We start from the raw sequence: 19,539 nt of genomic DNA on the forward strand, positions 1-19,539 counted from the left end.
CGGCAGCCGCCGAAGCAAAGTCCGCGGCCACCGTGCGATCCTCAGGAGTCCGCACCACCCCCGACGATCACGCGGCGGCCGTCCCTCTCGCGGGCCGGGCCCTCGGCCCGGCCGGGAGGCCGGGCTCGTCCGTCAGGCGGTGAAGCCGCCGTCGACGTGGATCGAGGCTCCGGTGATGTACGAGCCGTCCGCACTCGCGAGGTGGGCGACCGTGGCCGCGATCTCGGCCGCTTGCGCATAGCGGCCGACAGCGGTGAAGCCGGCGATCGTCTCGGCGTTCGGCCCGTCGGCGGGGTTGGTGTCCGTGTCGGTGGGGCCGGGGTGCACGAGATTGACGGTGACTCCACGCGGGCCGAGTTCTCGGGCCAGGCCCCTCGTCATCCCGAGCAGAGCGGTCTTGCTCATCGAGTACAGCGCCAGTCCGGGGAAGACCGCGCGCTCGGCGACGTTGCTGCCGATGCTGATGATGCGGCCGCCCTGGCCCATATGGCGAACTGCCGCCTGGGACGCCGCGAACGGCGCCCGGATGTTCACCGCCAGGGTGCGGTCGATCTCTGCCGCCCCCATGTCCTCCAGTGGGCCGACGAGGAAGACGCCGGCGTTGTTGACCAGGATGTCGAGTCTGCCGAACATCGCGGCGGCCTCGTCCACCGCGGCGGTGAGCGCCTCGGGGACCGCGCTGTCGGCCTGGAGGGCGAGGGCCCGGCGCCCCCCGGCCTTGATCTGCTCCACCACCTCGGTGGCGCGTTCCGTGCTGTTCTCATAGGTCAGGACGACGTCGGCGCCTTCTTCGGCCAGTCGTAATGCCACAGCGGCACCGATACCCCGGCTTCCGCCTGTGATGAGGGCCACGTTTCCTTCGAGTCGGTTCATGAGGTCGAGCATTGTCGGCACCGGCGCCGGAAGCTGGCGGGAATCCGACCTGGCGTTCGACCTCCGGGAAGGCGGCACCGTCCTGATTGCGAAACCTCACCGGAGTACGAGGAGGTCCGTGGGCTGGTCCGTGAAGCGGCGCAGCAGCCGGAGTCCAAGGGTGAGCGTGGCCACCAGAGGCTGACCGATCCGGTCCCGCGCCGTCGGCGCCGTGCCCTCGTCATGACGCGGAGCCTGTTGTGCGGTGCGAGGCGATGGCCGCGACCACGCATCCGCCTGCGGCCACCATGCCCGCGGTGGCGGTAGCGGCCAGGGTGATCGCTGGTGAGGCGCCGGCCAGACGGGGGACCGTGTTGAGAGGCGCGGCGGCGTACAGCGCGAGGACCGCCCAGCCGCGTGGTGCTGACGGGGCAAGCCGGGTGCGCAGACGCTCCGGCACGTGACCGGTGACCATGATCAGCCCGGCCGGGAGCAGGGTGAGGGAGAAGAGGATCAGGCCGATCCGGTGCCAGGTCACGGCGGCGGGGGGCTCCTGCGGCTGAGGGGTCAGGTGCGGCGCGTGGTGACGATCACGACGAGTCCGGTGACGAGGGCGGCGAGGCCGATGAGCAGGAAAGGGAGGCCGGGCCCGGGCAGGACGTACATCGCTGCACCGGCCAAAGTCAACGTGGCCCCGGCGGCGGCCAGGACGGCTCCGATGCGTCGTTCGAACATGTCGCTCCAGATGCTGTCCGATGGTGGTGACGGGCGGGTGCGCGGTGAGCGTTCTCGTTGGCGGAGCCCATGCCGGTTCTGGTGGGGCCGGCCTGGGGCGATGCGGAAGGTGAAGGCTGCTGCTGTGGCTCTGATCGGCCCGGCCCGGCAGCCGGCCGTGAGAGCCCACTGCGAGCGGTCGCCGTCGGGCCGACGGAGCCCGCCGACCACTGCCCTGATCATCAGGCTCTCCGCTCAGGGCGCGCTGGTCCCTTGCTGATGTCCAGTCGTGCGCTGACTCACCGCCGTCACGAGGAGACCGGTCACCAGGAGCACGCCGCCGGTCAGAGTCCCCCACTGCCGGGTGTCGAGGTTGTTGCTCATCAGCCCGAAGACCGCCTGACAGCAAAGGGCGAGGGCAACCACCAACTGCCCCCAGCCGTAGAACTTCGGGCGGCGGACGGGTTTCCGGTTCGTGGGAAGCACCCATCCGCGGGCGATGGCCGCCACACCCGAGGCGGCGATGAGCAAGGCCAGCAGAATCACAGGTATGCCGAGGTAGAGCCTCATGCTCCTACTCCCTCCCTGTGCACCGGACCCACGCCGGGCACCCGCGTGATCATGACACTCCCTGTGCCGCGCGTCCATGACCTTTCCGCGGGGGTGAACAGGTGGCCGAGGGGCGGCTCCGAGGACGATGGTGCGCAGGCGCGGTCCCAAGGGGCGGTGGTGTGGCGAACGGCGGAGCCGCGGAACCCGCCTGGTACAGGTCGGCGTTGAGGGGCCCGTCGGCCTTCTCGACCTTGTACTTGGCGTCGACGACGGCGAGCGTGGTGCGTCCCTCGCCGGTGCGGACGACGAGGTCGGGGCGAACTCCACCTCGCCGAGATCACCGACGCCCTCGACCCCGCTCAGCGGCCGATTCCTCGTCACCCACCCGGACGCCGACGCGGAGCGTGGCGCCCGCGCCCTCCCTGGACAGCGCACCTAGGGCAGGTCGATGTCGAAGCCCTGCGGGGTCGGCGTGATTCTGAAGCCGAGGGTCTGCACGGCGAGTTTCAGCTTTCCTCTGCCCGTGTCCCTGAGGAACCGCTTGTAAGCGTCCATCCCGAACAGGGTCTGCAGCGTCTTGCCCAGCTCCAGTGAGGTCAATGTGCGTTCCTCTCCTCGAGCCTGTTGCACCAGGTCGAGGACGGCTCCTCGGAAATCCGCGGGTTCGCCTCGGCCACTCCGGCGGGCGGCGAGCGAGCGCAGTATCGCCGGATCGACCCGATACGGCTTCGGGCCGGGCGGAGCGCTCGCGGGTGCCGGCGGTTCCTCCGGTTGCGGTTCGGGCGTTGCCTTCATGTCCGTGGGCGTGGGCGTGGGGACGGACAGGGCTGGACTCGACGCACTCAGGAGCGGCGACTTCCTGGGAGGTTCCGCGTTGATCAGCGCCTCGGGTGTCTCCCCGGGATAAGTGGGCTCCCAGGCACGCAGGCCCTCGTAGCTGAAGCCCAAGTAGAACTCGACGGGCGCCTCGATGTCACGGGTCTTCCGGAAACGGTTGCGGGGGGTGAAGAAGGCCGGAAGACGGCCGCGCCTGACCCTCAGCCTTCCGGACTGAGGACTCTTGATCTCCTGGATGATGCCCTGCACCCGCACCAGCTCCTGGGGGTGGCTCCAGAAGCCGGTCGACCCGTGGCGTTGCTGGCCCATCTCGCTGAAGTGCACCAGCGGATGCGGCCGTGAATCGCCGCCGAGCCACTCGAAGCTCCACTGCCTGCGGTGCGCACGGCTCAGTCGCGTGGATTCCTCGAGGTAGTAGCGGATGCGCTCCTCGTCCTGCGCGTCGCCGCGGTACCAGATGAGGAAGTGCAGGATGTAGAGGTAGTAGTTCGCATCCAGGCTGTTGCGCTCCGAGGCGAACCAGGCGAGCCGTTCGAGGGCGTGCGTCTCGGAGTACTCAGGGAGCTTGCGATAGGACTGGAACCACAACCGCAGGTCGGCGTTGGTGGCACGGCCGCTGTTGACGGGTTCCTCCGCCATCTGGGCGATGGTCCGCACCTGATCCTCGGTCAGCTGCGACCAGTCCCGTCCGGCCTTCGCGTACAAGGTGCGGGCAATGGCCAGGTCCATTTCGGGATTCGCCGTGCCACGCCGACGCAGCTCCTGCCACTGCTCGACCAGCCGCTCGACGTCCCCGTACAGCAGGGTCAGTTGGTTGTCGAGCCGCTTGTAGTAGTTACCCTCGGCGTTGATGTTGCGGAGGTTGTCGAGAAGCTCCTCGGCCCGGCCTATCTGTTCGGTCACCCATACGGCCGAGGGAGCGTCGCTCTCCATGAACTCCGCGAGGCTCGCCTCACCCGAGGCCTTCCAGAGGCGTTCCACGACGGTCGCGATGAGCTGGATGGGGGTGGACCACGTGTAGTCGGTGTTCTTGTACTTGGCGGCGTCCGTGAAGGCCTCCATCGCACGGTCGAACAACGGTTCCACGGATGCGAGCAGTTCTTCCGGTGTGTGACGCTCACCGTCCCTGAGTATTTGTTCGAGCGCGTTCTCGATCCAGAACCGGCGGACCATGCCCAGGGTGTGCAGATGGGTCGCGTCCCGCCCGTTGGACTTCTCCACGGCGGTGCGGACGAAGTTCTCGGCCGCGCCGAAGTCCGCCCGCACCTTGTAAATGGCGAAACGGCCCCGATGGTTCCAGAAGTGCGCGTTGTCCGGACACTCGGTGGTCAGCACCTCGAACACCTCGGCGCCGGCCTCCGTCGACATGCTCTCGATGAGTTCCGAGAAGTTGTCCGGCCTCTGCCCGTCCCTGGCCATGTTGGTGCGCCTGATGAACAGCTCGTTCAGCAGGTGTGCGGTGGTCCTGTTGTCGGGACCGAGCAGGGCGGTCGTCCGCCTGATGAAGTCCACGGAGATCTTGCCGAGGCTGTACTGCTCGCCGTCGAGTTCCTCCTTGAGGACGTACTCCGCGATCAGGGGATGCAGGAGTCGCAGCGCGCCACGCTCCGTCACGACCAGATGACGTAGGTCCGGGCCGAGAAGTTCGCTGAGTTCGGCGTTGGTCAATGGCGAGTAGACCGGCCGTTCGCGTCGCATCCACGAATCGACCATGACGATCGACAGGCCGAGTTCCTGGCCGTAACGGGTGAGCAGGGCAAGGTGGCGGGCGAGTTCCTTCTGTTCCCGGGTCAGCTTGGAGAAGTGATTGCGTACGTACGGGGCGATGCCCTCGAACTGCTCCTCGTAGACGCACAGTCCGAAGTAGAACGGCGACAGCTTCTGCACGGCCACCTCGTCGGCGGCTCCCTCGGACAGACTGTCCAGGAGTCGGCGCGCCCGGTCGGTGTCCGCGCGCTCCCGGAACTTCTTGAGGAAGCGGCTGCGCTCCGCACCCTGCAGCGGGTCGAGCAGTTGGTGCCCGCCTTTACGCCGCATGTTCGTACGGTTCACCCATAGGAGAACGGCCCGGGTGTTGCGCTGGGCCAGGGTGTGGACCAGTTCGTCGCGGTCGTAGTCCGGGAGGATCGCCGACTCCGCGATCACGAGTGCGGGGTAGCCGGTCTCCTGATAGATCTCGTCGATGCGGTCGGCCGTGGTGTCCGAGTAGGTGCGCAGGAGCACGGTCGGATAGGTGCGGTGCAGGTTCCAGGCCACGCGGCGGGCCAGTGTCGTGCCACCGGCGCCGGGGGAGTGATCGAGACGCACGGTGGCGAGCTGGTGGTCGTTCAGCCGCTGGGTGATTTCGTTCTCCAGGGCGTCGTAGGCATCACGCTTGACATCGACCGGGACTTCCAGCTCCTGCCAGGTGGGCGGGCGGCCGCGCCAGAACTCGTCCGCCGTCTGCTGGGCGGGCACGCCGTCGGAGAGGATTTCGGAGTGCAGTACCTCCAGATCAACCGAAAGGCGCTGGAGATCGGACCATCTCAGCGCCCAGCGCTTCCCGTCGAGACCGGGCAGTGACGGGGAGGTGCCACTCTTGTCCAGTGGCAGGGACTCGGCGACGACGGTGATGAAGGCGTCGAGGTCGATCCCGTTGATGGCGGGAGACTGTGCCAGTTCGAGTTTCCTGGCGATGCCGTCGTACCGTTCGTCGATGTAGTCGAGCACACGGTCGATCTGCTGGTCCCGGTGTCCGGAGCGCAGGACCAGGACGGCGGCGGACTGGTTCGGAGTGCCTTCGTGGGTCGCGTCCACCAGCTCCCTGACGCGCTTGAGATGGCCGCGGCGGCGCCACAGGTCGTCGGAGTCGGCGCTCGGCTCGTCATGACTCGTCCAGCCGTTTGCCATCAGCCAGTTGGTCGCGTTGTCGGAGGGGACCGGATCGAGGTTCTCGCCGAAGACGCTGACGTGGCGCCGTTCGGTGAGATCGGACACGACGAGCGAGGACAGGCCGTTGCCGTCGCTGTCCGGATCGAGGTCGATCACCGTTGCCCAGCCGCAGTGCGCAAGTGCGGCCAGTTCGGGCTTGGCGGCCACGCTGTCGGAGACCAGGAACAGATCCATGCCCGAGTGGGTCTGCCGGAAGGGCTTCCACAGGCGGAGGGCCTTCTCCGCAGTGACCGGGGTGGCGCTGGAGCTGGTCGCGAGGCCCACGGTGCCGATGGGGTCCTCTCTGGCTATCTCGACCCACACCTTGGCGTGGCGTTCCCGCAACAGCAGCCGCGCCGCCCAGCCCGCGCTGGCCAGGGCGGCGTGGCGCAGAGACATGTCATCGAGGGGCTTGGCGGCCCAGTTGAGGCCGGCGGCGACACGGGCCATGAGCATCTGCTGCTGCCAGACGTCCTCCCGTTTCTGCTCGCGGGTGGCCAGAACGCTCCGTGTCTCGGTGCGGATACGGCGCAGCAGAGTGATGAGACCGGAGTCGTTGAGATCCAGCTCCACGGGCACCGTCAGGGGCTGCTCGTCGAGTCGGGCGAGCAGGGGGAGCACCCGGCCGCTGGTGGAGTGGCCCAGCCCGAACAGCAGCGCGGACAGCTCCAGGTAGGCGTGGTCGTACAGAAGCGGGGTGAGGGCGTCCCAGTTGACGTCGATGAGCCAGTACGCAAGATCCTTGGTCAGGCGGGAGCCCCGGACCAGGACGTTGCGCAGATGCAGGTCGCCGTGGGCCGGCCCGCGGAAGCACGCCAGATCCCGTCCGGAGAGGCCGACGTGGGGATCGAGCAGGACAAGCGGGTTCGGCAGCAACTCGCCCTCGTGGCGGAAGACGTGTCTGCTCCCCTGCACGGGGCCGAGCACCTCGCGAACGCGGGAGCCGCGCTGGTTGTCGGGGAAGGTGCTGCCGAGCCACTCGCGCAGGACCGAGCCGACGGTGCCCTGGTAGTTCGGGGGGCCCGTGACGGCGAGCTGGGCGTTCAGCAGTTCCCTGGAGGCCCGGGCGCAGGTCTCCTCCCGGTCTTCGGCGTCCACGTGCTCGGCCGAGCGCAGATGGTCGAGGCTGAACCCGGCGATGTCGTACACATCGACGCTGGTGCCGGATTCCTGGAGCGACTGGACCAGTTGCGGAACGCGAGTACGACCGTACCCCTCCAGGCCCTGCACGAACGCGTTGTGGGCGTCGGCCTGCGGACGCCTGGTGGAGAACCCGGCCTTGAGGATGTACTGGCCGTTCAACACCCCGTTGCCGTCACCGACCGGAGCCTGGGCGATGTCGCACAGCATTACCCGGGCATCGGTGTAACCGCCCGCGAGCGGTTTCACGATCCTCACGGAACTGGCACGGGGTAAGTGACTCCGCAACAGCGCCAAGCCGGATTCCAACACGTCGCGGCCGGGGCCCCCGTCGCTCTTCGCCGAGTCGCGGTTCATGTCCGCAGATTACCGACGTGGACCACAAAAGCACACCGAAACCCGAGACATCTTTCCGTAACGGCCAGCGCGTCGGGCCGATTTGGGCTTTCCTTTTCCTTCAGCGGGCATGGTGGCCGACAGAGGCATGCCGACCGCGTTCGAGGCCGGCGACCGGGAGGAGAGCACTTCGATGGAGGTGCTGATCGCGGCTGTCGTCGGTGTGTGCGGGACGCTCTGCGCGACATGGCTGACCCAGCGCAGCGCGGAGCGGTCGCGGGAGGCGGAGCGCCGTGACGCCGAACACCTGCGGCGGGCTGAGGGCAAGGCCCGCGAGGAAGAACGGATATTCGAGCTGCGCCGGGCGAACTACACCGCCCTGAACCAGGCCGCTCGCCGCTACTTCGGGGCACTCGCCAACGAGCTTCACCGGCTGCCCTCGGACGGAGGCGGAGACGGCCGGGAGCCGATGGAGGAGCTTGCAGACCTGGAGGAGGTACGCATCGCCTACCGGGCCTGTTATGCGGAGGCCCAGATGGTGGTGCCCGACAGCGTACTGACCGTCGCATCGGCCGTGAACCGTGAACTGAACCAGGCTTACGGGATCCTCAAGCGGCTGCACGCGGGAACCCCTCGCGAGCGGGACGACCCCCGGCAGGTCCGGGCTCATCTCGACGCCGCTCGCGGCCTCTTGCATGACCTGCGCCGTGACATGCGCCTCGACCTCGGCATCACGCTGTCCATGGACTCCTGACCCGATGGAGGGTGCCGACCGGCCGATCGCCACACTCGAGGTGCATCCGCTGCCCGACAAGCTCGAGCACGCCCAGAGCGAGCCCGACAACCTGTTCGAGAACTTCACCCGTGCGCTCAGGCGCGACGAGCAGCGCCTCGACGAGCTGGAGTCGGGCATCGCCGGTGTCCTGCTGCGCCTGTCGACGCTGGAGCTGGCACGCCCGAGGAGTGTGCGTCCCGTCTTCACGACCGGTGAGGTCGATCGGCTGATGCGCACGGCGCACCGGATCCGCCGGCTGGGCGAGGGCGTCGCGGTCAACGGCCGCCCGACGGACGTCGCGATCGAGATCGTCCGCGACAAGGACGGCTCGGTGGTCGTGTTCCCCGCGCTGCCTGTGGGGGTGTGGGCGCGCGAGCCTCGGCTCTCCTCGGCCGCCGCCGTCACTTATCGACCGGTGTCGTCAGCACCGCCCGGACGGTCTTGCCGCTGGGCGGGTAGGGGACGCAGTCCCAGTGGTCGGCGAGGGCGGTGACGAGGGTCAGACCGCGCCCGCCGGTGTGGAGCGCGTCGGATTCGGCGTCCGCCGGGAGGGGGTGCGGATGGAGGTCTCCGCGGGCGTCGCTGACCTCGACGCGGAGGAGGCCGGCGGACGGTTCGAGGACGAGCGTCAGCCGGAAGCAGCGGCCGGGCACACGGCCGTGCAGGACGGCGTTGGCGGCGAGCTCCGCGACGACGAGTTCGGCACGCTCCGTGAGATCCTGCGAAGCGCCCCGGGAGTGCAGCTCGGCCACGGCGAGGAGCCGGGCGAGCCGGGCCCCGCGCCGCGTGGACGACAGCAGCTGGGTGAAGGCGCCCACGGAGGCGCCCACTTGGGGTGTTGCGTGGTTCATGCCGTCAGAGTGGCGGTCGGGTGCAGGCGGGGGTGAGTGCCGCGCCCCGTACGGAGAGTGGGCGTACGAGTGGGGGAGGCGGGCGGTACGCCGGATTCCCGCCACGCTGTGTGAGGAACGCGGGAAGGCGGCTGGGGGGTTCCCGATGTGTGGCCAGAAGCGCGGCTTCGTCGTCACGGGGGAGAGTCGCTGTCTCGCCGGACCCGTGACGAGCAGATCGACCTGGTGCACCTGACGCTGAGCTGAGGACGGCGCCGCCAGAACCGCTCACCCGGCCGGCCGCTGTCTGAGCGGCCCGGCATGGGAGACGACCTGGCGGTCGTCGTCCCGGACACGGACGCGGGGGTGGGACCCCGACAGAGTGCTTCACCCGGGAAGCGCCTCCGGCGGTGGCAGGAACAAGGGCCTCGACAAACCTCGTTCTTGCTGGCCGGACGGCGCTTCCCAAGTTCGTGATCATGATCCGGGCAGCCCGTCGGCGAAAGCCGGGGATGGAGCCCGGTGTCGGTATCGGTCAGTCGTTGCGGGGTTTGCCGAACTCTTCGATCAGCACGGGATACTGCTCCCCACCGTGTCCGGCGGCGATCGAACGGTCGGCCATTGCCTTGATCAACTTCGGCAGTTCGGCGTTGACGCCCACGGCCTCGCTCTCCTCGATCAAGTGTGCCATCGCCCGCGCGTCGGTCTCCAGGGCCGACACCTCGGCGGGGAAGGAGCCGCTGTCGATCTGCTCGGCGTACCCAGGCAGCCACTCGGCCACACCAGCAGCGATCTGCCGCGCGAACGGCGCATACGTCGCGGCGTCGACACCGGCCGTCCTGAGCAGGGCAGTTCCTTGAAGCCAGGCGTTCAGGACGCTCCACATCATGGCCAGGCCGGCCACGTCGTACAGGGACGCCAGCCCATGGTCCGCGCCGAGGTGGGTGGCGGTGCCGAGCGCGTCGAGTGTCGGCTTGTGCGCCTCGAAATCCGACTGCGGCCCGCTGTGCAGGATCACCGCCTCGGCGGTCCCGATCGTCGAGGGGATGGCCATGATGGCGCCGTCCAGGTAACGGGCGCCGCGCCGCTCGGCCCATTGGGCGGCTTCCCGGGCCTGGGCCGAGTCGCCCGAGGTCAGGTTGATCAGTGTCGTGCCCTCCAGTGCGACGTCGCTCGCGCCGAGCAGCTTGTGTACGGCCTGGTAGTCGGTGACGCAGACAATCGTCAGGGAACCTGTCTTGAGCGCGTCGCCGACCGTTGGCGCCGGCCGCGCACCGTCGGCCACCAACTGATCGGTCTTGGAGGCCGTACGGTTCCACACGGTCGTGGGATGCCCGGCCTTCAGGAACGCGCCGGCGAGTGCCTGGCCCATCCGTCCGAGTCCGATGACTGTCACGGGTGTATCGGTTTTGCTGTTCATGACAGCATCGTCAACGTTGATACCGGTGTGAAGGTCAAGCGAGGTTTCGATGCGGATCGGGGAACTGAGTCATCGGACGGGCGTCAACGCCCATCAGTTGCGCTACTACGAGGCTCAGGGCCTGATCAGGCCGGACCGCGGCGCGAACGGCTACCGCGAGTATGACGAGAACGCCGTGCTGCGGGTGAAGCAGATTCGCCACCTGCTCGGCGCCGGTCTGTCCTCCCAGGACATCGCGTACCTGCTGCCCTGTGCGGTCGGAGAGGTCCCGGAGCTGCTCGGGTGTCCCGAGTTACTGGCCGCGATGAGGTCACGGCTGCAGCGACTGGACGATCAGATGGACAGGCTCGCTCAGTCCCGCGACGCTCTTGCCGACTACATCGATGCGGCCGAGCGAATGAGCAACCAAAGCTATCCACCCTTTGACGACGCCGGAACGGAGCCCGTTCCCGCCTGAGCAGCCAGGGTGCCCCGGGCTCGGCTCGACTTGTTCGCCGAAGCCGAGGCACCCGCGCGGGGTGGCGTGAGGGCAGCCCCGCCCCGCGCGGTACGGGAGGACCCTGGCCGACTACGCGCCCGGGCAGGCCAGTTCGGGCACCGCGCGGTTCGGGGAGCACGTCACCACGGCCAGGGAGAGGTACGAGGGGCGTTCGAGGTAGTGGCCGTACGACACGTCGGCGCCCGAGCGCAGGCGTTCGGCGGCGGCGTCCACCAGCCGGACCAGGCGCGCGGTGTCCCGGTCGGCCTCCGACGCGAGCCGGGGGGTGTACTCGGCCAGCCGCTCGCCGAGCCAGGCCGCCGCCTCCTTCGCCTCCTCCCAGGTGCCCCGGACCAGTGAGCGGGGCTTGACGAGCCAGTACGCCGTTTCCAGGGGCGGGAGGTCCGACGTGGCGAACTCCGCGGCCACCTGGCGGTAGCGCTCGATCAGTTCCGGCCTGCTCCCGGCCGGGGGCGGATCGGGGTGCGGGGGGCGCCGCAGGGCCTCGTCGTCGAAGCGTTCCTTCGGACCGGTCCACAGGTAGGCGTGGTGGTGCACGAGCCGTTCCCGTTTCGAGAAGGGCCGGCCGGGCGCGGGGAGGGGCCCCGGCCCGGCCGGCGGTAGGGAGGGGAGGGAGGGGTCAGGCGCCGAGGCCGAAGCGCGCCGGGTCGATACCGGCGGCGTCCAGCTCCTCCGTGGTGAACCGCAACGGCTGCGCGTTGGGCCGCTTGCTGTCGCCCAGGGCCCAGGCGTCCTCACCGATCCGGGCCAGGGTCACGCACCCCTCGGTGCAGGGGCCGCCGCACGCCTTCGTGAACGAGGCCCCGCTGATGTCGAGCGCGTACAGGGTGGTTCCGTTCTGCATGACTGCACCTTCCAGCTCGTCCGAACGCGGCCGGGTCCGGCCGCCGCCGCCCGCTCCGGGCGGGAGTTCACGGGAGGGGAGGCGGCCGCCCGGGTGTTTCCGCAGGTGACCGGCGGACGCGGACGGTTTCTCCTCGCTCTCCGTGACCTCAGAGTGGCGGTCGGACGGGGCGGGGACGAGTGTGGCACCCCGTACGCGGAGTCAGCGTACGGACACGAAGAGTGGACGGTACGTCTGATTGTCCGTCAGGCTGGAGGTGAACGCGGGTGGCGTGAGGAGCCGCCGTGGCACGGCACGGAGGAGAGGAAAGGGGTGGCGGATGGACGTCGTCGGAGTCGAGGGGGAGGCGGCCGGGGCCGTGAGCGCCGGTGCGCGGGCGGTTCCGGTGGGGGAGTGGGAGCGGGAGCCGCATCCGTCGGACAGCCTGCGGACGTTCGGCGCCGTCGTCCAGGCACTGCGTGAGCACGCGGGACTCAGCCGGGTCGACCTGGGCGCCCGGGTCCAGTACTCCAAACACACGGTCGAGTCGGTGGAGTTGGGGCGGCGGATGCCGGACGAGGCGTTCGTGGAGCGGGCGGAGGAGGCGCTCGGCAACACCGGTGCGCTGCGGAAGGCCGCGCGGCATCTGACGCGGGGGGAGGCGGGGCTTGCGGCGTGGTTCCGGCGGTGGGCTCGGCTGGAGCGGGAGGCGGTGAGCCTGTGCACGTACGAGTGCCGGTTGGTTCCGGGGTTGTTGCAGTCGGAGGCGTATGCGCGGGCGGTGTTCGACAACAGCATCCCGTTGCTGACCGACGAGCAGACGGAGGCGCAGGTCGCCGCCCGAATGGAGCGGCAGACGATAATGCGGGACCGGCCGACAGTGCCGTTCGGCTTCATCGTGGAGGAGTCGGTTTTCCGACGCGGGCTGGGCGGCGCGCAGGTGCAGACGAGCATGCTGGACCATGTGCTTGCGCTGACCGCGCCGCGTAACGTGACGCTGCAAGTGGTGCCGTTGGAGTTGGAGTTCCACGGGTGCCTGGACGGGCCCATGCGGATCTTGGAATCTCCGGAGGGGCGGCGGCTCGGGTACTCCGAGGGCCAGCAGAACGGTCGGCTGATCTCCGACCCGAAAGAGATGAGCCTGCTCTGCCGGCGCTATGACACACTGCGCTCGCAGGCCCTCAACCCCAGGGAATCCCGGGACCTGCTGGAGCGACTGCGAGGAGAGCTATGAGCAGCGGTACGTCGGAACTCGCCTGGTTCAAGTCCAGCTACAGCGGCACCCAGGGTGACGACTGCGTGGAGGTCGCGATCGTCGAACAGGCCGTCCACGTAAGGGACTCCAAGGACGTGACCCGCCCGTCCTTCGCCGTCGGCCGTGAAGGCTGGGGGCAGTTCGTGCGGTTCGCGTCGGAGCGCTGAGCGACTTGAGGGCGTGCCGTCCGCTGGAGCGGCGAACGGTACGCCTTCACCGCGTTCGGGAACCCTTGGTCTCGTTTGTGGGGCCGTAGCCGAGGGCGACGCGGTTGATGAGACGGTCACCGAGGTCGCGCACAGGCGCCGGCTTCGGCTTCTGCACGACGTTCTTCGCCGTGGGCTTTTTCGGGGCGGGCTTCTTGCCGCCCGCCCGCTTGGCCGGTGCCGACTTCCCCTGCTTGTTCCCCTGCTTGGCGTTCTTCGCGGCCGGCGTGTTGCGCGCCGCGTACTTCTTGCGGAGCGCTGAGAGCTGCTCGCGTTCTTGAACGGTCACGTTGGTGGGAAGAGCGTTGATGAGGGCCCGGGCCCGGCTGAGTGCGTAACGCGCCTCGTTCCAGTGCTTCGTGTTGATTGCCAGGCGGGCTGTCCCGATGGTCTGCTGCAATGCCTTGATCTTCGCGGGCTGCCGCTTGGGCATGGGGGACTCGGCACCGCTGCTTCGCCGCTGCCCGGCGGCACGAGTGCCCCAGTCCGTACCCGAGGTCAGGACGACGACCGAACGGGGGTTGCTGCTCTGGCTTCGACGTACCACGTGCGTTGGTTCCTCGGGTGAGCGGTGGGACATGCCCTGGGGTGCCACCGGGTGGGGCCACCCCAGGGGCAGGTCAGTCGTGGAGGAGCCCCTGGCCGGGGGGGCGGGGTGAGGGGGGAGCGGTGGGTACCGGACCCGCCCTCGGTGAGCGGGGTCTCCAGGGGCGGACCGGCGGCGACGCCACTCCGCACTCGGCATGCTCACACCCATCGAGTTCGAACCGAAGTCGATCCCCTCGATCCCCTTGATCGCCTGGACCCCGGCAACCCGACTCCACGCAACCCGGGGCACATCAGCGTCTCCATCGCACCCGGAACGGTTCGCACCCGCTCAGCCGGCCGTTTCGGAGTGAGGCCGTCATGGCCGAGGCGGTGGTGCGGAGCGCGCGACGCGGAAACCCACGTCGTCGATCCGGAAGGTCGGGTGGCTGCGCCGCCGCACCGACGCCCGGCAGCTCCAGTGCTCGTCGGCCCATCCACCGCCACGGAGTACCCGGTAGGTGCCGTACACCTCGGCGTCGTAGACATCCCAGCACCAGTCCCACACGTTGCCCAGCATGTCGTACAGACCCCACGCGTTGGGCTGCCTGCCGCCGACAGCATGGATCCGTCCGTCGGAGTTGCCCTGGTACCAGGCGACCTCGTCGAGCCGGCCGTACCTCGCGCCAGTGGTCCCCGCACGACAGGCGTGCTCCCATTCGGCCTCGGTCGGCAGCCGGTACCCGTCTGCGGAGGTGTCCCACTCGGCCGTCCCGGCGTCGGCGCACAGGTCGTACGCGGGCGTCAGCCCCTCGCGCCGGGACAGGGTGTTACAGAACTGGACCGCGTCCCACCACGAAACACCCTCGACCGGCAGCCGCTCGCCTCGGGTACTACTCGGCCGTCGGCCTGTGACCAGTGCGTACCAGGACTGAGTGACCGGGAACGCCGACATCTGGAACGGCGCGACCTCGACCGGCCAACTGCTCTGCGTCCGCCGGTCCGACAGCGTCACCCGTCCCGACGGGACGGCGACCATCTCGTTTCCTGCCCCCACGTCCACAATGGCCCACCCTACCGGCGTCTTCCCACCGCTCCACCGATCCCCCCGAGGGATCCGAGGAGGCGGCAAAGCCGTTGTCGGACCAGTGCCCGGCACCTCCGTCCGCCCAGCGGTGGGGCCGGATCAACCTCGTACGCCGTGGAGCCACTTCCCATCCGTGCGGTGGAGCCCGTGGGAGGGCCTGCGAACCTCTTCTCTCACGCGTCGTCACCGGGCCGCGGGATGCTCCTCGGACCCTTCGGGGGAACTGGCGACCCGACATCATTCATGAATCTTCAACTATGTACGGCGTGCCGGATGTTGAGCGTGCCCGGGCCTGCCTAGGGTGGATTACATCCGATGATCATGCCGGTGCGGAGCCGAAGTGACGGGCCGCCGGCAGCACAGTGTGAAGGACGCCATGAAGACAGGTTTCGCCCTCCCCCAGTTCCACCGCCAGGCGTACGGCATCGCCGAGACGGCCGCGTTCGCCTCCGCGATCGAGGAGGCCGGGGGTGCCAGCCTGTGGGTGGGGGACCGCAACCTGGCCGCGGTCCGTCCGGTCGTGGGATACGGCGGGCAGGGCAACACCATCCCGGAGGAACTGAACCCCGCGGCGGACCCGTTCGTCCTCCTCGGCGTCGCCGCCGCCGCGACCAGCCGCGTGCTGCTGGGCTCCCATGTCCTCGTCGCCCCGCTCTACCCGCCCGTTCAGCTGGCCCGGTCGCTGACGACGATCGACCTGATCAGCGGCGGACGCCTGCTGCCCGGCTTCGGGGTCGGCTGGTCCCCCGAGGAGTACCAGGCGGCCGGCCTGGACTTCACCCGCCGCGGTGCCCGCATGGAGGAACTGCTCGACGCCCTCGACGCCATCTGGACCACCGACCCGGCGCGGTACGAGGGTGCGCAGCTCTCCGTGCCCGAGCACCACTCGCCGCTGAAGCCGGCGCGGAAGCCGCGTCCGCCCTTCTACCTGGGCGCGATGTCCGAGCGCGCCCTGCGCCGCGTCGCCCGACGCGGTGACGGCTGGCTGCCGCTGATCGCCGTCCCCAGTTACGTCGACGTCGACGGGCTCGTCGCGCAGCGCTCGCAGCTCGACGAACTGGCCCGGCAGCACGGCCGTGATCCCCAGGCGATCGACACCGTGCTGCGGGTGAACATCGACGCCGGCACGAGCACGGAGCGGGTCGCCGACACGGTCAAGGAGGTCCACGAGCGGACGGGCATCGACCACTTCATGATCGACTCGATGTACGACGTGGACACCGTGGAGGGGTCCCTCGAGCACGCCCGGGAGATCCTCCGGCTCGTGGCGAAGGGCTGAGCCCGGGTCGCTCCGGGGGGCCGGCGCCGGCCCGGTGGCGCGGCGCGGGCCGGTCCGGGGAAGCACCCGCGACGACATGCCCTGCGGTGTCCGTCGACGCCGCCGGTGGGCATCCCTCTCCTCATCGGTGTGGTCACGATCGGTCTCCCGGCTGCCCGCACCCGCGCCCGTGGTGTGACATGGCCGGAACCATGTAGCACGATCGAGATCACGCACAAGCAGTAGGCCCTGAAGCGAGACGAACGAAAAGACGAGCAGGAAACAAGAAAAGGGAGAACCGTGGCACAAGCGAGGACCCAGAACCTACGCAGGATGGCCTCGACGGTGGCGTCCGGTGCCGACCCGCGGCAGGTGGCCGAAGAGGAGATCCGGCGGCGCACCGGGCGGCAGCAGGACCAGGGGCAGGACGGCTCCGGCAGGGATTCGTCCCCGCCGCAGGAAGAGGGCATGGACCCCGCCGACTTCCCGGCCGCCCGCGAACAGGGCGGCTCCATAGCCACGGTCATGCACCAGAAGACCGTCGCTCTCGACGAGGCCGGCGAAGCGCTCAACCAGAGCGAGCAGCAGCGCGAGGGCCGGGAGCAGGTCCATGCGATCTGCCCCATGGTGCTGCCGAAGGGCCGCTCCTTCCTGAGCATGCTGCCGGTACTGTCGCTGCTCGTCCTGGGCGTGGTGGGAACCGCCGTCGTGTCCACCGTGGACGACAGCCCGCTGACCAATCCGCTCTTCGGGCTGCACTACTGGATCATCTCCGTGCTCGCGGTCCTCTTCGTGTGGTGGCGTCAGGGCATGGTGATGGTCCCGGACGGCTGCCAGGCGCTGATCACACGCTTCGGGAAGCTGGAGAAGGTCGTCGGCCCCGGCCGGGTGGTCCTGATCAGCCCGTGGAAGCGGGTCTCGTACATCCTCAACACCACCCGCGAGTACCCGTTCAACGCTCCGGTGCGCGAGGCCCCGACCAAGGGCGGGGTGAAGGCCTCGATCGACCTGTTCATCCAGTTCCGGATCAGTGACCCGACCGAGTTCGTCTACACGCTGGGTGCGGTACGCGGCTTCGAGGAGAAGCTCAGCAACGCCGTCAGCGAGACGATCCGCAGCCTCATCTACGAGCAGGAGGCGGCCGGGATCTACGACATGGTCGGCGAGGACACCGGCCGGCTCCTCGAGCAGCTGAACCAGCAGTTCCGGCCCGCGGTCGAGCTGACCAACGCCAACATCACGCACGCCGAGCCGTCCGACCGTGCGTACCGCATGGACCTGGCCGCGCCGGAGATGGTGCGGATGGCGAAGGAGGCGTACACCCACGAGTACGCACTGATGCTCCGCAAGGAGCAGGACGAGGGCGACCTGAGCAAGGAACTGGCGACCAGCCACGAGACGCTCTCCGCCATCGAGGCCGACATCGCGCAGTACCAGGCACAGATGGACACCGCCCTGGAGCGTGAGACCAACCGCGCCCAGGCGCTGGCCCGTCAGCGCTACGTCCAGGCCGAGTCCGAGGCGAAGGCCAACGCGGCGCTGCTGGAGGCGCAGGCTCTCGACATCCGCGCGATGACCGCGGCCGAGGCTCCGGAGATCCTCGAGTACCGCTACCAGCAGCAGATCCTCGACACCCTCGAGCAGGTCGCCGACCGCCTGCCGCGCCTGGTCCGCATCGGAGGCTCGGTGGACGGCAGAGGTGCCGTCGGAGTCGACTTCCTGCAGCTGGCCCGGGAGCTGGTCGGCGAGCGCGGGGAGGAGCTGTTCACCGAGGCGGACATGGCCGACGTACGGTCGCGGCTGACCGAGGTCGCCGACCGTATCGCCGGACGCCAGGCGGAGATCGGCACGCTGCTGGAGGCCGAGCGGCCGACCGTCCCGTCGGCGCCGATCGGAGAGACGGCGGACGCCGCGGGTGCGGCGGCCACCGCGGGTCGGACAGCCCAACAACAGGCCGAGAAGCATGAGAACCCCGACGCCACCGACTTCTCCGAGGAGGCCGGTCAGTGAGTACCGCACGTATGAACCGCAGGTCGGTCATCTCCGAGGCGGTGGCGCCCTGGAGCGACATCGCCCAGCTGCTCCGCGGCGGCGAGTCCGGCGCCCTCACCCCGGTCATCATTCCCCGCCACCGGCGCAGGCTGTGGTGGATGCTGCCGCTGTGGCTCGGCCTGTTCGCGCTCCTTGCGGGCGTGATGCTGACCCTGCGTGAGGCGGATGCCGACAGCGCCGCGGACATCGCGTACGGCGCGATCGCCACCCTCTCCTACGCCGCCGGGGTCGTCCTCCTCCTGATCGGCGCGCTCTGGTGGTGGCGTTCCTCGATCGTCGAGATCGAGCAGGGCACCCACGGCGTCCTGACCCGCTACGGCGCGGTCACCGGCACCCTGGACGCCGGCCGCCACTACCTCTGGCACCCGTGGTCGAGGGTGGACTTCGTGGTCGACGTGGCCACCGAGATCCCGTATTCGGCCCCGGTGATGGCCTGCCCGACGCAGGAGAACGTCCCGCTGCGGTCGATCGAGTTCTTCCTGAAGTTCCGCATCACGGACGCGGTGCTGTTCGTCCGCACCATCGGCGCGGGCAACTTCGACCTGGTCCTGTCCAGCGCGGTTCAGGACGCCATCCGGCAGCGGGCGCGCAGAATGCGCACGGAGCGGGCGTACGACCTGCGGGGCTCGGACGTGGCCGACATGCAGGAGCTGCTCAACAGCCAGCTCTCGCGCTACGGCGTGCGCATCACCGGCTCCAACATCCCGGACGTCCAGCTGCCGACCCAGTACCAGCAGCACCTGGCCACCAGGGAACGTATCGCCAAGGAACGTACGGCGTACGAGCAGGAGTGGGGCCTGATCCGCAAGCGCCGTATCGACAGCCTGGGCATGGACATCGAGCGGGCGAAGAAGGTGCGCGACGCGCGCATCGTCGAGGTGAAGGCCGCGTTGAACAGGGCTCGTGAGCAGGTCGCCCAGCTGCTCGAGGAGCAGGAGACCAACGCCCAGCGGGTACGTTTCGAGATCGAGACCCGCGGCCGCAGCGGCCTGATCTCCGCCGAGAACGAGGCTCGCGCCCAGCGCGCCCTCGCCCAGTCCTACCGCGACAACCGCGCGGTGCTGCAGTACGAACTGGCCCGTCGCCGCCTCGAGGTGGGAGCGGAACTGGTGCTGAAGGCACCGCAGCCGGTGGTCGTACGCACCGACGGGGGCAGCGGCGACCACTCCGCCCTCTCGACGCTGATCGCCGCACAACTGCTGCCGCGGATGACGGGGCTGCCCGAGTCCGCAACGCCGTACTCCGACGGTGGACGAGCGGACGGTGATGCCTGAGGCGCGCGGTCCCGCGCGGTCCCGCGCGGTGTCGCGGCGAGGCAGCGGGCAGCCCTCCCCGAACGCGATCAGCGGGTGTGTGCCCGGGGCGTCCGGGCCGTCGTACGGCTGTTCAGCGAGTTCCCCTCCCTGGAGGACGGTCGCTGTAGCTGCGGGAGGGGGCGTGCGGGTTTCCGTCGCCTCCCGGGGAGGGC

General features: G+C 69.4%; 18 protein-coding genes and 1 pseudogene. 8 read left to right on the forward strand and 11 right to left on the reverse strand.

All coding sequences use genetic code 11. From position 1 onward, the window contains the following. Positions 1 to 132: 132 nt before the first annotated feature. The 5 genes from ACWZEH_RS27460 to ACWZEH_RS27480 form a co-directional block, all read right to left on the reverse strand. Positions 133 to 873, reverse strand: a complete 741-nt coding sequence (locus tag ACWZEH_RS27460) for an SDR family NAD(P)-dependent oxidoreductase (RefSeq protein ID WP_456193760.1) — start codon at positions 871 to 873, stop codon at positions 133 to 135. A gap of 220 nt (positions 874 to 1,093) precedes the next feature. Beyond that, positions 1,094 to 1,390, reverse strand: a complete 297-nt coding sequence (locus tag ACWZEH_RS27465; protein ID WP_456193761.1) for a hypothetical protein — start codon at positions 1,388 to 1,390, stop codon at positions 1,094 to 1,096. A 29-nt stretch (positions 1,391 to 1,419) separates the two neighbouring features. Then, entirely contained in the window at positions 1,420 to 1,587 is a 168-nt protein-coding gene (locus tag ACWZEH_RS27470; protein WP_456193762.1) for a hypothetical protein, read from the reverse strand. Positions 1,588 to 1,821: 234 nt separating this feature from the next. Next, positions 1,822 to 2,136 carry a hypothetical protein gene (locus tag ACWZEH_RS27475; protein ID WP_456193763.1) on the reverse strand — a complete coding sequence of 105 codons (315 nt, stop codon included), beginning with the start codon at positions 2,134 to 2,136 and terminating at the stop codon, positions 1,822 to 1,824. Positions 2,137 to 2,553: 417 nt separating this feature from the next. Beyond that, entirely contained in the window at positions 2,554 to 7,254 is a 4,701-nt protein-coding gene (locus ACWZEH_RS27480) for a P-loop NTPase (RefSeq protein WP_456193764.1), read from the reverse strand. 217 nt (positions 7,255 to 7,471) lie between these two features. On the opposite strand from ACWZEH_RS27480, the gene ACWZEH_RS27485 reads away from it, so the two are divergent. Then, on the forward strand, positions 7,472 to 8,095 hold the full coding sequence (locus ACWZEH_RS27485) for a hypothetical protein (protein ID WP_456193765.1): 624 nt from the start codon (positions 7,472 to 7,474) through the stop codon (positions 8,093 to 8,095). A 61-nt stretch (positions 8,096 to 8,156) separates the two neighbouring features. Continuing rightward, positions 8,157 to 8,471: pseudogene (locus ACWZEH_RS27490) on the forward strand (hypothetical protein); the annotation flags it as partial. A gap of 46 nt (positions 8,472 to 8,517) precedes the next feature. On the opposite strand, the gene ACWZEH_RS27495 reads toward ACWZEH_RS27490, so the two are convergent. Together ACWZEH_RS27495 and ACWZEH_RS27500 are read right to left on the reverse strand one after the other, a co-directional pair. Further along, complete coding sequence (locus ACWZEH_RS27495; protein ID WP_456193766.1) at positions 8,518 to 8,967, reverse strand: ATP-binding protein; 450 nt, start codon at positions 8,965 to 8,967, stop codon at positions 8,518 to 8,520. Positions 8,968 to 9,481: 514 nt separating this feature from the next. After that, positions 9,482 to 10,366: an NAD(P)-dependent oxidoreductase gene (locus ACWZEH_RS27500; protein ID WP_456193767.1), complete on the reverse strand. Its 885-nt coding sequence runs from the start codon at positions 10,364 to 10,366 to the stop codon at positions 9,482 to 9,484. Between the two features lie 49 nt (positions 10,367 to 10,415). On the opposite strand from ACWZEH_RS27500, the gene ACWZEH_RS27505 reads away from it, so the two are divergent. After that, positions 10,416 to 10,823 carry a MerR family transcriptional regulator gene (locus tag ACWZEH_RS27505; protein ID WP_456193768.1) on the forward strand — a complete coding sequence of 136 codons (408 nt, stop codon included), beginning with the start codon at positions 10,416 to 10,418 and terminating at the stop codon, positions 10,821 to 10,823. A gap of 111 nt (positions 10,824 to 10,934) precedes the next feature. Here ACWZEH_RS27505 and ACWZEH_RS27510 read toward each other — a convergent pair whose 3' ends face one another. Both ACWZEH_RS27510 and ACWZEH_RS27515 read right to left on the reverse strand, forming a co-directional pair. After that, entirely contained in the window at positions 10,935 to 11,402 is a 468-nt protein-coding gene (locus tag ACWZEH_RS27510; RefSeq protein ID WP_456193769.1) for a hypothetical protein, read from the reverse strand. A gap of 82 nt (positions 11,403 to 11,484) precedes the next feature. Continuing rightward, the gene (locus ACWZEH_RS27515; RefSeq protein ID WP_456193770.1) at positions 11,485 to 11,709 is read right to left on the reverse strand and encodes a DUF397 domain-containing protein; all 225 of its coding nucleotides are present in this window, start codon (positions 11,707 to 11,709) and stop codon (positions 11,485 to 11,487) included. Between the two features lie 319 nt (positions 11,710 to 12,028). Between ACWZEH_RS27515 and ACWZEH_RS27520 the strand changes: the two genes are divergently transcribed. Continuing rightward, the gene (locus ACWZEH_RS27520; protein WP_456193771.1) at positions 12,029 to 12,922 is read left to right on the forward strand and encodes a helix-turn-helix domain-containing protein; all 894 of its coding nucleotides are present in this window, start codon (positions 12,029 to 12,031) and stop codon (positions 12,920 to 12,922) included. Then, the gene (locus ACWZEH_RS27525) at positions 12,919 to 13,110 is read left to right on the forward strand and encodes a DUF397 domain-containing protein (protein ID WP_456193772.1); all 192 of its coding nucleotides are present in this window, start codon (positions 12,919 to 12,921) and stop codon (positions 13,108 to 13,110) included. The genes ACWZEH_RS27520 and ACWZEH_RS27525 overlap by 4 nt, the downstream gene beginning before the upstream one ends. 46 nt (positions 13,111 to 13,156) lie before the next feature. Here the strand turns inward: ACWZEH_RS27525 and ACWZEH_RS27530 are convergent, their stop codons facing one another. Beyond that, positions 13,157 to 13,582, reverse strand: coding sequence for a hypothetical protein (locus ACWZEH_RS27530; protein ID WP_456193773.1), 426 nt, complete (start codon positions 13,580 to 13,582; stop codon positions 13,157 to 13,159). 471 nt (positions 13,583 to 14,053) lie between these two features. Beyond that, positions 14,054 to 14,713: a formylglycine-generating enzyme family protein gene (locus ACWZEH_RS27535; protein ID WP_456199861.1), complete on the reverse strand. Its 660-nt coding sequence runs from the start codon at positions 14,711 to 14,713 to the stop codon at positions 14,054 to 14,056. A gap of 424 nt (positions 14,714 to 15,137) precedes the next feature. On the opposite strand from ACWZEH_RS27535, the gene ACWZEH_RS27540 reads away from it, so the two are divergent. From ACWZEH_RS27540 to ACWZEH_RS27550, 3 genes are all read left to right on the forward strand, one after another. Beyond that, positions 15,138 to 16,040 (forward strand): TIGR03619 family F420-dependent LLM class oxidoreductase, encoded by a 903-nt coding sequence (locus ACWZEH_RS27540; protein WP_456193774.1) that lies wholly within the window; start codon positions 15,138 to 15,140, stop codon positions 16,038 to 16,040. 312 nt (positions 16,041 to 16,352) lie between these two features. Further along, on the forward strand, positions 16,353 to 18,029 hold the full coding sequence (locus ACWZEH_RS27545; protein WP_456193775.1) for an SPFH domain-containing protein: 1,677 nt from the start codon (positions 16,353 to 16,355) through the stop codon (positions 18,027 to 18,029). Then, a complete protein-coding gene (locus ACWZEH_RS27550; RefSeq protein ID WP_456193776.1) occupies positions 18,026 to 19,345 on the forward strand; it encodes an SPFH domain-containing protein in 1,320 nt (439 codons plus the stop codon). The genes ACWZEH_RS27545 and ACWZEH_RS27550 overlap by 4 nt, the downstream gene beginning before the upstream one ends. Positions 19,346 to 19,539 lie beyond the last annotated feature (194 nt).

It is taken from the genome of Streptomyces yamdrokensis (assembly GCF_053890455.1).

What these genes read in the sequence shown, in the direction of transcription:
- ACWZEH_RS27460 (WP_456193760.1), bottom strand. Translation starts at nt 873, where the DNA reads ATGAACCGACTCGAAGGAAACGTGGCCCTCATCACAGGCGGAAGCCGG.
- ACWZEH_RS27470 (WP_456193762.1), bottom strand. Translation starts at nt 1,587, where the DNA reads ATGTTCGAACGACGCATCGGAGCCGTCCTGGCCGCCGCCGGGGCCACG.
- ACWZEH_RS27475 (WP_456193763.1), bottom strand. Translation starts at nt 2,136, where the DNA reads ATGAGGCTCTACCTCGGCATACCTGTGATTCTGCTGGCCTTGCTCATC.
- ACWZEH_RS27485 (WP_456193765.1), top strand. Translation starts at nt 7,472, where the DNA reads ATGGTGGCCGACAGAGGCATGCCGACCGCGTTCGAGGCCGGCGACCGG.
- ACWZEH_RS27495 (WP_456193766.1), bottom strand. Translation starts at nt 8,967, where the DNA reads ATGAACCACGCAACACCCCAAGTGGGCGCCTCCGTGGGCGCCTTCACC.
- ACWZEH_RS27500 (WP_456193767.1), bottom strand. Translation starts at nt 10,366, where the DNA reads ATGAACAGCAAAACCGATACACCCGTGACAGTCATCGGACTCGGACGG.
- ACWZEH_RS27505 (WP_456193768.1), top strand. Translation starts at nt 10,416, where the DNA reads ATGCGGATCGGGGAACTGAGTCATCGGACGGGCGTCAACGCCCATCAG.
- ACWZEH_RS27515 (WP_456193770.1), bottom strand. Translation starts at nt 11,709, where the DNA reads ATGCAGAACGGAACCACCCTGTACGCGCTCGACATCAGCGGGGCCTCG.
- ACWZEH_RS27520 (WP_456193771.1), top strand. Translation starts at nt 12,029, where the DNA reads ATGGACGTCGTCGGAGTCGAGGGGGAGGCGGCCGGGGCCGTGAGCGCC.
- ACWZEH_RS27525 (WP_456193772.1), top strand. Translation starts at nt 12,919, where the DNA reads ATGAGCAGCGGTACGTCGGAACTCGCCTGGTTCAAGTCCAGCTACAGC.
- ACWZEH_RS27530 (WP_456193773.1), bottom strand. Translation starts at nt 13,582, where the DNA reads ATGCCCAAGCGGCAGCCCGCGAAGATCAAGGCATTGCAGCAGACCATC.
- ACWZEH_RS27535 (WP_456199861.1), bottom strand. Translation starts at nt 14,713, where the DNA reads ATGGTCGCCGTCCCGTCGGGACGGGTGACGCTGTCGGACCGGCGGACG.
- ACWZEH_RS27540 (WP_456193774.1), top strand. Translation starts at nt 15,138, where the DNA reads ATGAAGACAGGTTTCGCCCTCCCCCAGTTCCACCGCCAGGCGTACGGC.
- ACWZEH_RS27545 (WP_456193775.1), top strand. Translation starts at nt 16,353, where the DNA reads ATGGCCTCGACGGTGGCGTCCGGTGCCGACCCGCGGCAGGTGGCCGAA.